A 14,821-nucleotide genomic window follows, 5' to 3' on the forward strand; every position below is an offset into this window, starting at 1 on the left:
TCCTAGTTGTTTTCCTTTATCCAGTTGTACGGGTATGTGTGGACATTGGCGTAATAAGGCTGTAACCCTGTATTTTTGAGTCCTAGTGCGCCCGTGTTTCGGTCGTATACGATAGAAGACGACATTAACCCATAGATATTAGCATCTACTAATAGGGCGTCTTGACCTACGCCGTAGTTAGCAGTAATCGTTTTAACTAGCGTGAGTTTCAGATCATATATTCGAACTTCTCCGTAGTCTGTCCGCGTGAATACTACATAGCCATCTATTAATTGCACACGCCATGTATAAGATACGTTAATAGTGCTAGTATACGCATCTAAGGGCACGCTGTATGATTGCACAAGACCGCCTGGGTTCCCCGCGAGAGGTGCGTTCATTTTATGCAGGTATGTGATTCCAGCTTGGCGCTCTATTGTATATAAGAAGCCGTCATACATAATACCCGAAACCGAACTACCGCAAGCCTTTGCCGCGGTTACATTACCCGCGTGAGTCATAGCTGTTGATGTGATGTTCCACATACTAATGCCTGTTGACAGTGTGCCACTATACAACGTCCATGCGGCATTATCGTAGTGCCAGCTATCGCGGAACACCGTAGCGTTTAAGAATGGGTATACGTTAGAATCTAGGACTACTGTGTACCCGCCAGTATTTAGCCTATAAACCTTGACAGCATATACGCTATCGGGTGTGTTAGTCGCCGAAATAGCAAAGAGTCCATCACGGGCATAAACGGGTGAGCTTAACCAGTTCCACGATCTTAATTCACCCGATGTATAAACCTTCTGTTTATTAGGCATAAATGACGGTAACTTACTGATAGTTGCTGTACCTGTTTTTAACCCTTCGTCTGTACCGAAAGTCTTACCCTTTGCGACGTCAATCTCCGTAGCGTTTCCGTACTCACCCCCTTCACCCTGTAAGATAAAAGCCCCTGCACGATAGCGAACAGTATACACACCGTTAACCTTTGCATTACTAAACGCTGTGCCATTCGCTTTTTTTATAGGGATAGCACCTAATCCATTAATTTTTAATGTTGTGGCTGCCGTACTGTTAGCATTAGCCGCAAAGGATACTCCTAGGCCGTCACTGTAACTTGTAATAGCTGCATGAATAGCAGTTAAAGCATTTGCTGTACCTGCGACAGCTCCCAGCCATTTGACTGAATCAGTCGGGCTAATAGGCGGAATGGTATCCTCAATACGTTTCATTTCCGTATCAATCTTATCAAGATTGGCGTTAACCACATTTACATTATAAAATTCATCTTCATTATCCTTTTTAAAACCATAATTAGCAGTGTCAGTGGACATTACGATAACACTTCCTCTCTCAGTTGTTTATGTGTATAGGCGGCCAATTGAGCGTGTGTAAAGTGGGCCAGTGCACTATGTTGGATGTATCTGATTTCCACATATACCAACATGTTTTGTGGTGTTACTCGCTCTAGTAATACCTCGACAATTTCAAATTCTCTAGACACGGTTAGCTCTAACTTTACTCGTACCCACTTTTCAGATGTGCTGCGAGTAAGCTCATATTTTCCCTCCCCTAGTAGGCTATCAAGTAGCTGTTTCAGAACGGGAAAACTATAGGGTGCTTGTTCTTGATATCTTGATAAAATGCGGAAACGACGTGTTTCAAGTGTTTCAGATTCATTAGTCATTAAACCAAGCATTTTCTCGTAACGATCGGCACCACGTTCATCTAGGGTTAGGATAAATTGATTATTAAACAACGATTCGGTTAGTTCCCATACTCTCTCTATCGATGGATTTTCAAGTGATGCGATCTTTTGAAGTTCCTTAATTTCGTGAAGGATAGGAGGGAGATAGCTTAAAATATCTGCTTTTCTAGCCACTTATAGTCCCCCTCTTTGGTATCGCTTCTTTATCAAGTTCAAGGTTGCTTGCCTTGCCATTTAATATTGTGTTAGCTATATCGATGACTCCATTAATACCAAGAATACGTGTTTCAATTTGACTTATCCGAATAATCAACCCTGTTTCATCTTCTTGTTTTGTAACTGCTGATGCCCAAAGTTCCGCGAGCTCCTTAAAGTATCCATCAATTACCTCTTGGATGGCATTCTCTATATCTTCAAAAAACCAACCAGATTGTAGGGTAATTGTTGTAATGATATTCACTATCGTTTCATTGACAGCGGTGATAGTAACGTTGTGATCAATAGGAGCAAGTCCAACTCCGTCACCTTGCGCATCTAATGGATCCATCAACTGTTGTACTAACCCAACTAATTCATTGGATGGTTTAGCGAAAGTGGAATCAATAATCGTAACGCCAACAGTGCCACCTCCATATTTTGCTCGGTAGATACGCGCACCTCCAACCCCAGGTATATGTCCAACTCGCTCTTTGTAATCGGCGCGATTCCCTCCAAACGAAATACTTTCAAAGCTATTGAAATAACGCGATCTAAAAGCTTCTGTATCTTCTTCGTTCTCTCCTGGAATCAACAAATCCGTTAACTGTGCTATCTCAAGACCTGCCATGTAATCAATTGGTATTAGTTGTCCTGTCTCGAAATTTCCAATCTCACCTACGGTTTCACACTCCAGCTTAAAAATACCTTTTTCAATTTTTTCAAGGACTACGTAAGTACATTCTTCCTGCGAAAAACGTGCACCTAAGGGAACATCGATATTGAATACTCCCTTGCGTATAGCTTTCGTTGCAGGCGTTGGACTAAGCCCCCGTTCAGCTGCTCGTCTTATTAAATTTTGTCGTGATGCCGTATCTGCGAACATTTGATTTTCATAGTTCAGCAATGTAAAAAGAATTTGAGCTGTCTCGGCAGTATTAGCAGCTGTTGCCTGATAAATCAAAGATGTCTCCCGTTTATCCTGTGTGGGTACATTAGAAAGTTTTTGAACTAATAGATCCTCATAGGAGGTTTTTAAATCGAAAAGTGCTACCATTAATAATCCACCTCTTTCTCTGCAGTGATTTCACCAAAAATGGTGTGGGCTACGTATTGAACATGCACTTTATTTTTAGTGATTGTTACTTCAAAAGAATCGACTTCCGTAATGCGATCATCCTGTAATAAAGCGTCTTGGATGCGTTGTTTTACTTCGCTGGCGACATATACTGTTGGCTGGCCGATCAAATCATTGGTTTCAAAACCTGTGTTCCAACTATAAATTAAATGATTGTATCGCTCGATATTAAGCATAAAAAAAATCGCCTGTTTCATGGCCTCTAGTTCATCAATGGTGCCATAACAGCGATCTAATTCCTTATTTATTTTAAATGTCTTAGAAGGTTCAATTTCTTCCTCAAAATCGAATGTCAGTCCATCATTTATGACCTGTGGAATCATCAAATCACCTCTTTGTCTATGATTAAATAATGTTGACCACCATGCACGCGGATCATCGTCACCTTGTCACCCGTAATTAAGCCATTATAGACTTTGTATATCTGCTCTGCTCCACCATCCACACCCATCTCTACTTCATAATCCATTACAGCACGGGTGAGCTTCAATTGTTCTCCTTTTAAAATCAGTTTCTGATCAATTTGTACTTCTAGCGGATTTACACTTAATACATTGCCATAAATAACCGTAGCGAGCTTTTGGGCATTCAGAACTCCCAACACAAGTTTTTGAATTTCTTTTAATATATCTTCCATACTACGCAATGAAATCACCGCCAATCAGCGATAAATCCATACTATAATTAGATTCTTTGAAGGTATGCCTCACACTTTCAACCATCATGAAATTAGCCACTGATAAGTCACCAACATCCAACAGTACCGCTACCTGACTACCACCACGTACAATTGGGTTACCAAATACTTTATTTATGTGTAGCTTTCTCGATTTACGATTATAAAAATTAAGCATGCTTTCTGCTTTAGCTTTGCCGTTTACTCCTTCATCGAACTTATCTGTTAACTGAAGTACACCCCATTCAGTCATTCTGCTTTCACTTTCGGCCATGAAAGTAGCACGTTCACCTGTTTCTTTATTTTCACGTACTAACTTGATTTTGTTGTACGTATTTTCATCAATGGATGAAGTGTATTCAAACGACTCACCTGATTCTTCATCTATCAGTAAATCTGTTTGAAGTGTCTTAGCTTCACGTAAATTCAAAGCTCCAAAGTCATCATAGAGCACAAATAGCCTTTGAGTATTGAGAGTCGTTTCAGCCAAGGCATTAGCCATCACCGTGAACAATTCTTGATTATCTTCAACCATACAAGGTAGTACATACTTTGTATTGTCTATAGTACCAGTCTTTAACTTAAAGTTCTTTGCAATTAATTGAAGTACTTGAGTAGCTGTTCTATTCTCATACCTATAGGTTTCTTTATTTTTAAAGTAGCGCAGCTGATCGTAACAAGTAACAGTAATGATCCTGTTATTCGAACGTTTCTTAGTAAAAACAAAACCTTTGAAAATCTTGTGTCCATCATATTCAAATATGACTTCATCACCCTCATGAAAGCTGAGCATACCATCCTTTATTACATTGAATGTCAATTTTCCTGGAGTGCCTTTTCGATGGGTTTCCCACACTATACCTTCCTCTACGGCACATTCATATAGTTGCCCCTTACTCTTGATAAATAGTTTTGATTTAGCCAAGTTTTATCACCTGCCCAGGCTTAATAACGTTTGGATTACTAATATTATTAATTTTTGCTAACTCGGTGTATTTAGAGCCATCACCTAAGTACTTCTTAGCAATGGCCCATAATGTTTCTCCTGCTTTAACAGTATGCGTTTTCGGGGTTTCTTTTCCTGTAGTTGGCCGCTTCTGCTCTACTACAGCTTTCGATGCGATCTTTGCTGTATTTCCTGCATTATTAGCTTTTGTAGCTGGTTTCAAGTTGATTTTTTTATTGCCATACTCCCTGTATTGCTTTAACTGGATTCGTACAATTACATCAAAGCCATTATCGGCTGATTCCTTAATCTCATAATCCTCAATGGATACAGTCATGATTGTGTCAAATAATAAATTACCTGCAGGCATCATACGATTTACGAGAAATCGAAAAGGTTTGTCAGAGATTTTTAATTTTTTAAGTTTCCTAAGGTAAAAGGCAGCTGGTTGAAAACCATTCGGATAAACAGCAAATGGGTAGTTAACGTTGGGCAGTAATACCTCAAACTCTATATTCGTTAGTCCTGTTTTTTTTATTACATTTACCTCTCCCTCATTCATTAACACTACAGTTTCGTTTCTGCCATTAATCTTCAGAGTGAGTTCGGAAGGTGCGATAGGAAACTGTAAGTCATCTAGAAAAAAATTATACATCTTCGATTGAACCCCCTTCTGCTAGCATTCCTGAAACTTCTTCAACACGTTGACCAAATCTATCAATAATGCCATCAATATCTAATTCACTGCTAATTCGGTTTTCATTTTTCATATCTACTTTGATTTCTGCCGTCGTATAACGATTGATTGCTTCACGTTCAGCTATATCACGGAGATACTTTAAATCCTCATTCATTATTTTAATACCTTCCGTTGCCCTCTCAGTATTGTCCGCTGTTTTCTTACCTAACTCATTCCCTTTATCGAGTTTGTCACCTAAAGCTAACGCATTATCAATGTCATTTTTTATCTTGTCATCTTTAATATTATTGCTTTTCTCTTCACCCGATTTGAATAGGTTGGCCCCCCAATCGTAGCCTTTATCCCAAGACTTACCAAGGTCCTTAAATTCCATTTTTGGTGCTTCCCAATAATCATCAGGAGCTTCGCCAATCCAGTTATCCAAAACTCCTCTAAGACCTTTTAGATCACTTGTAATGGACTCTCGGTGACTATACTCTGTACCCATTTTTAAACCTACAGAAGATGAAATATTCTCTGGTAATAGATTCACAAACCAATTCCAAGCTTGTATCGCCAAGTTAACTGCGTCAACAATAGCATTAACAAAGCTTGTAGCAAATCCATCCCATCCACTTACCATTGAAATAATTAAATCTAACATATTAGTTGCTAGATTATAAAATAATTTATTTACGGAATACGTCATATTTTTCGATACATTTACAAAAAATTCCACAAAAGAGGCCCACAAATTCCACATATAGGCTACTCTATTATAAATCAATGATCCTAACACCATGAATGCCCCAGCTATTATTCCTGTAGCACTAACCGAGGTCCCAGCAAAATAATTGAAAGCAGCTACCGCTAAATAGAAAAGACCAATAAGAATAACAATGGCTATTACTAAAATAAATATTGGATTGGCTGCTATCGCTGCATTTAAGCCCCATGCTGCAGCTGTTGCCGCTGATGTTGCAGAGACACTCGTCCATGTAGTCGCCGTTAATAATCCAATCGCAAGCGTTCTTAGACCAGTCCAAATTATACTGGCTATTTCAGCTGCTTTTACTAGTAGTAAAGCAGACTCATATACTAACATTGCTGCTGCAACAGTACTTATTATAGGAACTATAAATGACCAACTATCCTTTAAACTTCCATCAGGTATAAGAAAATTCAATGTACTCGACACAACTGAAGATAATTTCTCCATAGCAATGGTCACATTTTGCATGAGGTCCTTAAATGGATCGCTTTTTGCAATTTCACTTAATTTCACTAAGATACCATCAATAGCCATCCCAAGCACAGCATTCCTTATACTATCTGCAGAAATCTTACCACTACTTCCTATTTCTCTGATTTTATCAATTAATACACTAAGGTAATTCGTAGTATTTTGGGCACCACTTGACGTAGTCTGTAATACGGCGTTTAAACCTTCGCCTTGAAGGCTTCCACTTCCCATTGCTTGTGTAAATGGTTGCTCGGTTGTTTGTAAATCATTATTGATTAACCTAGATGTGGTATTAGTCTCGTTGGACAAGAGTACTCGCCCAACTACTTGAAAATCAAAATATTTACCTACTAACTCCTTAACTTTATTTAATAACCCACTAACTGCAATAGTTCCATCCCTAATGTTGTTGCTAAAATTTTGTAGAGTATGATCAGCCTTACGAATTTCATTTTCAACTTTGTTAAATTGCTCAGCAGTTTTAGCTAATTCTCTTTGAGCTAGTTGAACACTAGAGATATCCATCATTTGACCAGAGGCTGCATGCATAGCTTCCAACTGATTGACCATCCTGGAAACCATATTATGCATGGCTTTAATTGGTTTACTTAAGCGATCTTCAACTTGTATTGCCGTACGGATTGTAGCCATGAACTCTCACCTCTTTATAAAAAAAAGCATCCTTCTCAAAGGATACTTTTTTGGCTATGTTTAATAGTTTGAACTTTAACTCTCCCTATTCACAAGTAAAGCTATACGTTTTATAATATTTCCAACTATATAGTATCCAGCATAATCGAATTTGCAAGACTCCAAAATTGACAAAAATTAAATAAATAAATGTCTCTTTTTACAAGATCATTTATTTAAAGATACGTATTTAGAATAGCCATTTAGGCTAATTAGCTACTTTCTAACGCTTTCGACCTTTTTTAGACCCTCGTTTTGCCTCGCGTTCTTGCTTCTTATCTTCTTCGATTTTGATCCGTAGAGACGCTATAATACAAGCTTTATCTGCCAAGGATAGAGACACATATTCAGACGGAAGGCGACGCATTTTATGCACCCACCAGTGCATTATATTAGCTTCACCATCACCGTCGTCTATTAGTTTTTTATTTCTTCAACCATATCCTCTAACTCCGCTTGATAGCCATTGACTTCCTGTGCTACCGCTGAGGCATCTGCAATTTCACCGATTGTCAGCATCTTTCCAAGTAAAGCATCTGCCCCCATTACGTTATAAGAATCCTGTAGTTCCTTATCATTTAAATTAGGATATGCAATAGATTCAACAGTTAATAAACGTTGGTATTTAAAATGATCAAAATCAGTATTATACTGCCCCTTTCTCTTTCCTTGCATGATCATAGAGCGCTTAGTAGATTCAGATTTTAATTCCTCGTCCCGTTCTGGCGAAATTGGCGCGAACTCCCATTCAATTGGATGACCTTGTTCATCCACAAATTTCTTTGAAATAGCATGCTTAATATTTTCATTTTGTTTTTTATTGTGTGCAAAAAATGCGGTTAAGTTTGACATAATTAATCACCATATCCTTTTTATTTATATTTAAAAGAGCTCACATAATGAGCTCTCATCCTATAACATTTCTTGTAAAGTTGTAAATTCTTCTGGCATATCCCAATCCTCGAAAGTGAAATCAATGGAATCTTCTAAGTACTCCGCATCTGCATCTAATGCAGCGATGATACCTCCATCCATATTACAATCAACTAAAATAGTTGTTTGGCGACCTACTGACGCTGAGCCATCTTCATTAGTCACTTGGATATCAAAATAAATATCCTGCCCAGTGTCTTTGTATCGCTTTAATAACTTACGGAATATTGACGTATTAAAGTGGAAAGTAGCGCTGCCTGTATATTCTGCTCCAGTAGCCTTATTACCCTTAGCTACACGCCCCATAATAGGAACTTGCGTTTTAGTTTTATCCATACGGGCTTCTAAATTAATTAATTGAGCAAATAAATAACGACTTCCTTCCACCGTCACGTATGCTCGACCTTGTGCACCATGAATGGCATTACGAGCATGCATTGTAGCATCTGCAAAATACTGTAGATTCAATGGAATTAATGTTTTGTTTGATTTTGATTTCATCTGTTTGTCCTCCCCTTAAGCTACTGTTGTTGTGATGTAAAGTTGTGACATTGCAACCGTAGGAATCACGACTTCATTTACTACAACAGCTTTCTTTGAATTACCTTGCACCACCGTTAGTTCATCCTTGTTGTAATTTTGGATAGCTCTAATACGCTGCATTTCCTTTCGATGACTACCAATGTCATTCCATAAAGAAATACGACCATCATGATCATTTGGCACCTGACCTAAATAACGAGTGTTAAATAATTGAGCTGTATCAATCGCAAGCTGATCTAGTACACGAATGACTTGATTCATACTGAAATCGTCATTTTTATCCGCTGTGAATGATGTAAATGTATTCACATCTTCAAGTACGCGAATTTCTTCACCTACGCGATGGAAAACATATTTACCAGCATTCAATAAAGTTGTGAGCTGTGATTGTGTCTTTGTTTCAGACATATCAAGAGTAAATTCACCACTGTATGTTTTATTAGTATTCGACTTATTTACAGCAACTCCAGCCTGTGCTCCAGTTGCCCAATATACAGCAGCGAACACTTCTTCATTCGTTCCTTTAGCATCATTTTGTACATCGATAATACCTTCATGGTCAGTGAGGCCAAGTTTATGACCTACAAGTTGGAATTTACCACCGATTTGGTCTCGAATACGCTTTGTATACTCAACATACAACGATTTAATTGAGCTTTCGGAAGATAAGCATCCTAGTGTATTAATACCATATGCTTCTAAAGCATCTAGTGCCTCTTGATGTGCTCCACCTGTAATGGCTAAGCCATTGGAACCTCCAGCTAATGCTGTACCAGCTGTAACTGCTAATGTCGCATTCGCTTTAAATACGACAAAATCATTGGCGATTAGGTCTGTAGCAGCAGCTACCGCAATTTGCTCGTCTACTAACACATTAGCTAGCAATGTTTTAACATCGAATTTCGATGGCTCATCAACATTTGCCTGAATAACAATCGTAATATCATTCCCTCGAGCACCTTTGTATTTAGCGGTTGCAAATTCATTTGTTGCTGCCTCCGCCTCCAAAGCAAGTTTGTAAAAATAAACCGTAATCGCATTTTTAAAAACATCACGGATACCTTTCAATTTTGAGTCCATATACTCATAACCAAAGATTTTGCGAGAATCCTTTCGTAAATCCTCTTCCGTTACAGCAAATACCTCACCATCTACGCCCCAGTCAAGTGCAATTGGCAAACCAACGTAACCGCGATTGCTTAGATTTACAAACGCTCGAGTAGCGCTAATAAAATTATGATATTTCCCTGGTAATACTTTGTTTTGTGATAAAAATACTCCTCCACCTAACGTCATATTAATTACCTCCCTTATCGAATTTTTTCAGTATTTCATCCACTTGAGCGAACGAATAGGTTTTTCCTAACTCTAACAATGCATTGAGTGCATCACGTCGATATTTATATTTTTGACTTTTCGCAAGTTGACCTTTTGTAAATTTGGGCATTTTTGAAATAATCACCCTTTCTGTATTTTTACTTTCCGTCGACTCAACCTTCTTCTGAATTGCTTTCGCCAATCGAAACCACCTCTTCTTTGTTTATATAATGATCTATTGACCCCATAAAAGCTTTCTCTTCAATTTCTTGTAAAAAGAAATTATATTGAATAAAATTATTGCCAATACCTTCAATTACTTCACTAGTTGCTCCGGTACCAAGCAGTAGTAAACCATTTAATAGCGTTATTTCTTTTATTGCTTGTTGAACCTTCAAAGTCATATTGGACACCTCAGATAGGCCATTTTTCGGGAAATACTTCACATTAAAACGTGCTGTTATTTTCCATCGACCACCTATTTGTCGGATATGCTCTAGGCTTAAAAATTGAATTAAAAAAGCAGGCGTATTAAACTCCTGCGGCAAATCATCAATATATTCTTTATATTCCGCTCCGAAAGCTTCATGGAGCTTAATAGATAACGCTTTTTGAATATCATAGATTTCCACGAAAAGCCTCCTTCAACTAATTTAATAAACATATGGATATGGCATTATATACATACGAATCACTCACTTTCAGATTTCGATAGTCGACTCATCAAATCGTTCAAACCTTAACCGTCAATCGCTTATTCTTCTCCAATTAAAAAACGCCTTCCCTATACCGTATAGGAAAGCGTCATTTTACTTGAATGTTAGCCATTTCTCATAGCCTCCTTTGTAATTGATTGCTTGGAATAAGTGCTTCTTATATTGAAGAGATTTCTGTAGCCACTACCCTTGCCTATTTAGCTACTACAAATCTTTCAACTGAAACCACCCCATTTCCCCTTTTTTTTCCATCGAGATAAGATATCTAATCTCTTGAAAAATAAGGATTGGTATTTTTATGCCTCAAACAGATTGATGAGGCATATTGATCGGTCGACGGTCTCGTTTCCTGTTCATTTATTATTTTTACCTCGTCGTCCTACTTCCAAGTTTACACTATCAATTACTTAAAATGATATGTTTGGAACGTTTGGAACATCTGTCACACTTGGAACATATGGCAAGTAAAATGTAATACCCTATAAACCAATTCTTCTACATTTATTTAATTATGAACTTCTAGGTCATTCTATTGGTTTTTATATTGCACTGTACTCTCCAGTGAATACTAGTATTAAACAGCTGATACTAAATGATCCTCCTGATGGAAACAAAATAACAGCTCTTCAACTCTGTTAACCCCAGAAAAGCTCTCCAACTATTTAAAGATTCACACAAAAAAAGAAGTAACCCAAAGGTTACCTCAGCATCATATCTAAAATTCTTTCACGTACACGTTGTACACTAGTATGACTCATATTTAGATTTGCACCAATCCCGCGGAATGACATACCTTCTAGTAACCAGAAAAGTACTTCCTGTTCGAGGTCGCCAGTTACTTTGCCAGCTAAATTTTGAACTAATAGTAGCTCATCTTTAATCTTGTTCATACGCTCTTCACGTAAAGCTCTCATTTGAACATGTGCATGAACTGGGTCACTTGTTCTTCCAATAGCTTTTGGCATTGCTGCCTCAAAGCCATACTTTGCTGTAGATGCTGTAGCTGTTAATGAATCTAATTCATTCTTCATTCTCAAGTATTTGCTCATATTGTCATTGTATTTTTTAATGGCCTTGTCCAGTTGGTAACGATTTAGTTTTATTTTCTCTATTATCAAAGTTTTGCCCTCCTAAGTGTCCTTACAATTCTCTCTGCCCTATCATTCCACCACTGACTATTACAACGGAAGCAAGCAATTATATTGTGCTAAATAAAAGTTGTTGCCGCTTATTTTTATCTTTTTCTTCCTTGGTCTTTAAGTGCCCACCACTCGTTATTAAATCAGTTTTCCAGTTTGCTTATTAGAATAGTAAGTCTGTCTTCGTACCCTCAATTAGAAATAGTCATTTCAACAATTGGAGCGATGTTGTTAGATAGTTAAAAGTTGGAAATAAATTTATAAATGGTTTTCCATTCAGATCCTTATATACACAACATTTTGTTGTTTTATTACATAAAAAATTTTGATCAATCTCATTTCAAATAGTAAGCAATTGCTAAAGATGATGTGCGTACTCCTTATTCAATCATTCCATACTAGCCCTTACTAATCATGATACCAATTGATTCCTCAAGTTTTTCTACTACTGTTTTTGTGAGCAGTTATTCAGTTTTCTAGCATTATTAAGTATTAACCGATGATTTGTTGTTTTCAAAATTATACCCCCAACATTTTGTTGTCTTTATAATACCCAACAAATTGTTGTTAGTCAAATAAAAACTAGACATTTTGTTGTTTTTTGATTTTAATTAACTACTAACCCAACAAATTGTTGTATAATAACCATACATATTTAAGCGAGGTGTAATCATGTCCAATGTATCGCAAAGGCTTAAAGACTTAAGAAAAGAAGCAAAATTAACACAAGCAGATGTTGCCAAATTTTTAAATATTTCAGAAAGTGCGTACGGCTATTATGAACAAGGCCGCAATGAAATTTCCATAGGAAGTGTTCAAAAGTTAGCTGAAAAATACGATGTAAGTGTAGCGTATATATTATGTGAAACAGATGAAAAACAGCCGTTAGATAAAGAAGAGGCTGCTTTCCAAGCATTTGCGAACGATCCAGAATTACAAGTCTTTTATAAAGAGCTTCCTAAATCAGATGAAGAAACGGTACGTCGTTTACGTGACATTTGGGAAATTATCAAACATGAAAAGAAATAATATGTATATTTTTAGCCCTTCTTCCTAGAAGTGGGGTTTTATTGTAAACTAAATAAGAACATACGTTTCATTACATGGAGTTTGGGGATGATTTTATGTCAAATACTACATACACTGAAGATTATATTGAAAGCCTTTATACAAAAATAGGAATTTTATTACCACATCAGCTAGATGTCAATGAAATCGCTGGCAAGTTAGGCATATTAATTTATTTCTGGGATAATCCCAGTCAAGTTTTGTTTTTAAGCGGAAGAGCTTATATTTTTTTAAATCAAGAGCTATCACCTAAACAGCTATGGCAGGATTTTTGTCATGAGCTCTGTCATGTTTTATTACATAGTGGTAGCCAGGAAAAAATGCCCTACTCATGGATTGAGTATCAAGAGTGGAAGGCCAATAATTTTATGGTACAAGCATGTGTACCAACGTTTATGCTAAACAACATAACCTTGCCAGGGACTGAGGATAAAGCCATTCAATTAATTCAAGAACTATTCAATGTTGAATGGGATTTTGCTTATAAAAGATTAGAACAGTATAAAAACAATAAATTTATGCATGAATTAGATGCAAAAGCAGAAAAAATGTACTGAATTAATAGATATGATCACTAATCATTATGTTTAGCGAAGTTCTGGAAGCCATATGGATTTATTGGATAGGTAGGCTATAAATCGGCTGTACCATCCAATAAATCCCCTCCCACTTTAACTCCACACACCTCCTCTTAGGACAAATTATTTTTTTTCGAAAGAGTCATAAAAGGTTAAAAGGTACATTGTTCTAATGATTATTTCCTACACAAATTAGGCATACAATTGCTACCAATCGAATAGAAACCTATATAGGGAACATTTTGTTATGGGAAAAATAAAGTGGGGTGTGAAAGGATGCTTAAAGTAAATGATGCAAAAGAGATGGTACTTGGAATTGTGCAAGATGACCCATTGTTTGTTGCGCTACAGCATACGCCTTTAGAGGAGAGCCTCTACAATGATGATTATTTAGCGGACATCGATGAAACTAATCACTATACGATAGCAGAAATCGCTGGCTGGTTCGATATTACAGATGCCATGCTTCGCTACTATTTAAAGCCGTTTGAGCAGTACATTTTCGACAATGCTACACCGAACGAGCATGGGAATATCCGTTTAGACTTACCAGCTATATTGAGGCTAAGAATGATTTTATTATTAAAGGATGAATATCGTGTGAAGGGTATAAAATTATTGCTTGGTATTGATGATAATGGTCAGCTGTTGAGGCATCAAATTACGGCAACGACTATGGATTCTGGAGATTTATCCAATAAAATTGATGTTCTTGGGAATGTCCTACAGCAAATGATCCAAACAGGGCTCTTTCAGATTTTGCCGGATGAGAAGCATGGAACATTACAAGTTAACATTAATCAGGAATTTCTTGCCGAGAACATTCAACGATTATCCTCCGATTCGGCCCTTCAGTTTGAGGAAATTCAAAAAGAAACCTCGGAATTAAAACAGGAAAATGAAAATCTCCAACAACAGATTACCGAGCTACAAGAAAATGGTGTCAAGGAAATAGTACAGAAAATTAGAGAGCGTCATATCGAAAATGAAATCGTTTCTACCTTACGTACAGAAGCATTACAGCAATTTTCAATGAATACTCAAGTTAGTTTTTTCAAAAGGATGTTCAGATCCTCTCAAATTGAAATGGAAAAAGAGCAATTCGTTTTAAATTATATTTCTACACACTTAGAAGAACGCTTGGAAGTTGCATTGAATGATTATTATGGAAAATAAATTTGAATACGCTTAATTAGAACATGAGGTAGGCGATGTGAATGATGCCAATCATGTTCTTTTTCATTTTCCCATTGGTCTCTTTTTC

General features: G+C 37.1%; 18 protein-coding genes. 3 read left to right on the forward strand and 15 right to left on the reverse strand.

Annotated features, from left to right (window positions below):
• Positions 1–2: 2 nt before the first annotated feature.
• The 15 genes from AC07YC_RS01535 to AC07YC_RS01605 all read right to left on the reverse strand — a co-directional run bounded on the left by AC07YC_RS01535 (position 3) and on the right by AC07YC_RS01605 (position 11,890).
• Entirely contained in the window at positions 3–1,322 is a 1,320-nt protein-coding gene (locus AC07YC_RS01535) for a hypothetical protein (protein ID WP_494918200.1), read from the reverse strand.
• Entirely contained in the window at positions 1,322–1,870 is a 549-nt protein-coding gene (locus AC07YC_RS01540; protein WP_336634188.1) for a putative phage tail protein, read from the reverse strand. The genes AC07YC_RS01535 and AC07YC_RS01540 overlap by 1 nt, the downstream gene beginning before the upstream one ends.
• Positions 1,863–2,948: a baseplate J/gp47 family protein gene (locus tag AC07YC_RS01545; RefSeq protein ID WP_494918201.1), complete on the reverse strand. Its 1,086-nt coding sequence runs from the start codon at positions 2,946–2,948 to the stop codon at positions 1,863–1,865. The genes AC07YC_RS01540 and AC07YC_RS01545 overlap by 8 nt, the downstream gene beginning before the upstream one ends.
• Positions 2,948–3,352 (reverse strand): DUF2634 domain-containing protein, encoded by a 405-nt coding sequence (locus AC07YC_RS01550; RefSeq protein WP_008174518.1) that lies wholly within the window; start codon positions 3,350–3,352, stop codon positions 2,948–2,950. The genes AC07YC_RS01545 and AC07YC_RS01550 overlap by 1 nt, the downstream gene beginning before the upstream one ends.
• Complete coding sequence (locus AC07YC_RS01555; RefSeq protein ID WP_107921728.1) at positions 3,352–3,666, reverse strand: DUF2577 domain-containing protein; 315 nt, start codon at positions 3,664–3,666, stop codon at positions 3,352–3,354. Before AC07YC_RS01555 ends, AC07YC_RS01550 begins: the two co-directional genes overlap by 1 nt.
• Position 3,667: 1 nt before the next feature.
• A complete protein-coding gene (locus tag AC07YC_RS01560; protein WP_494918202.1) occupies positions 3,668–4,630 on the reverse strand; it encodes an XkdQ/YqbQ family protein in 963 nt (320 codons plus the stop codon).
• Positions 4,623–5,306: a LysM peptidoglycan-binding domain-containing protein gene (locus AC07YC_RS01565; RefSeq protein ID WP_494918203.1), complete on the reverse strand. Its 684-nt coding sequence runs from the start codon at positions 5,304–5,306 to the stop codon at positions 4,623–4,625. The genes AC07YC_RS01560 and AC07YC_RS01565 overlap by 8 nt, the downstream gene beginning before the upstream one ends.
• The gene (locus AC07YC_RS01570; RefSeq protein WP_494918204.1) at positions 5,299–7,224 is read right to left on the reverse strand and encodes a tape measure protein; all 1,926 of its coding nucleotides are present in this window, start codon (positions 7,222–7,224) and stop codon (positions 5,299–5,301) included. The genes AC07YC_RS01565 and AC07YC_RS01570 overlap by 8 nt, the downstream gene beginning before the upstream one ends.
• Before the next feature lie 262 nt (positions 7,225–7,486).
• Positions 7,487–7,651, reverse strand: a complete 165-nt coding sequence (locus AC07YC_RS01575; RefSeq protein ID WP_008174525.1) for a hypothetical protein — start codon at positions 7,649–7,651, stop codon at positions 7,487–7,489.
• A 29-nt stretch (positions 7,652–7,680) separates the two neighbouring features.
• Complete coding sequence (locus tag AC07YC_RS01580) at positions 7,681–8,115, reverse strand: phage tail assembly chaperone (protein ID WP_150907962.1); 435 nt, start codon at positions 8,113–8,115, stop codon at positions 7,681–7,683.
• A gap of 60 nt (positions 8,116–8,175) precedes the next feature.
• A complete protein-coding gene (locus AC07YC_RS01585; RefSeq protein ID WP_426760464.1) occupies positions 8,176–8,697 on the reverse strand; it encodes a phage tail tube protein in 522 nt (173 codons plus the stop codon).
• A 15-nt stretch (positions 8,698–8,712) separates the two neighbouring features.
• Positions 8,713–10,035, reverse strand: a complete 1,323-nt coding sequence (locus tag AC07YC_RS01590; RefSeq protein ID WP_494918205.1) for a phage tail sheath subtilisin-like domain-containing protein — start codon at positions 10,033–10,035, stop codon at positions 8,713–8,715.
• A 1-nt stretch (position 10,036) separates the two neighbouring features.
• Positions 10,037–10,258: a hypothetical protein gene (locus AC07YC_RS01595; protein ID WP_150907965.1), complete on the reverse strand. Its 222-nt coding sequence runs from the start codon at positions 10,256–10,258 to the stop codon at positions 10,037–10,039.
• Positions 10,230–10,688: a phage tail terminator family protein gene (locus AC07YC_RS01600; protein ID WP_494918206.1), complete on the reverse strand. Its 459-nt coding sequence runs from the start codon at positions 10,686–10,688 to the stop codon at positions 10,230–10,232. The genes AC07YC_RS01595 and AC07YC_RS01600 overlap by 29 nt, the downstream gene beginning before the upstream one ends.
• A 782-nt stretch (positions 10,689–11,470) precedes the next feature.
• Complete coding sequence (locus tag AC07YC_RS01605; RefSeq protein WP_336634194.1) at positions 11,471–11,890, reverse strand: hypothetical protein; 420 nt, start codon at positions 11,888–11,890, stop codon at positions 11,471–11,473.
• A gap of 693 nt (positions 11,891–12,583) precedes the next feature.
• Between AC07YC_RS01605 and AC07YC_RS01610 the strand changes: the two genes are divergently transcribed.
• The 3 genes from AC07YC_RS01610 to AC07YC_RS01620 all read left to right on the forward strand — a co-directional run bounded on the left by AC07YC_RS01610 (position 12,584) and on the right by AC07YC_RS01620 (position 14,733).
• A complete protein-coding gene (locus AC07YC_RS01610) occupies positions 12,584–12,940 on the forward strand; it encodes a helix-turn-helix domain-containing protein (protein ID WP_008174533.1) in 357 nt (118 codons plus the stop codon).
• 95 nt (positions 12,941–13,035) lie between these two features.
• Complete coding sequence (locus tag AC07YC_RS01615; protein ID WP_494918207.1) at positions 13,036–13,536, forward strand: ImmA/IrrE family metallo-endopeptidase; 501 nt, start codon at positions 13,036–13,038, stop codon at positions 13,534–13,536.
• Positions 13,537–13,833: 297 nt separating this feature from the next.
• On the forward strand, positions 13,834–14,733 hold the full coding sequence (locus AC07YC_RS01620) for a hypothetical protein (protein ID WP_336634196.1): 900 nt from the start codon (positions 13,834–13,836) through the stop codon (positions 14,731–14,733).
• The last annotated feature ends 88 nt before the right edge of the window (positions 14,734–14,821 follow it).

The organism is Lysinibacillus sp. GW247-5R2A (assembly GCF_059424475.1).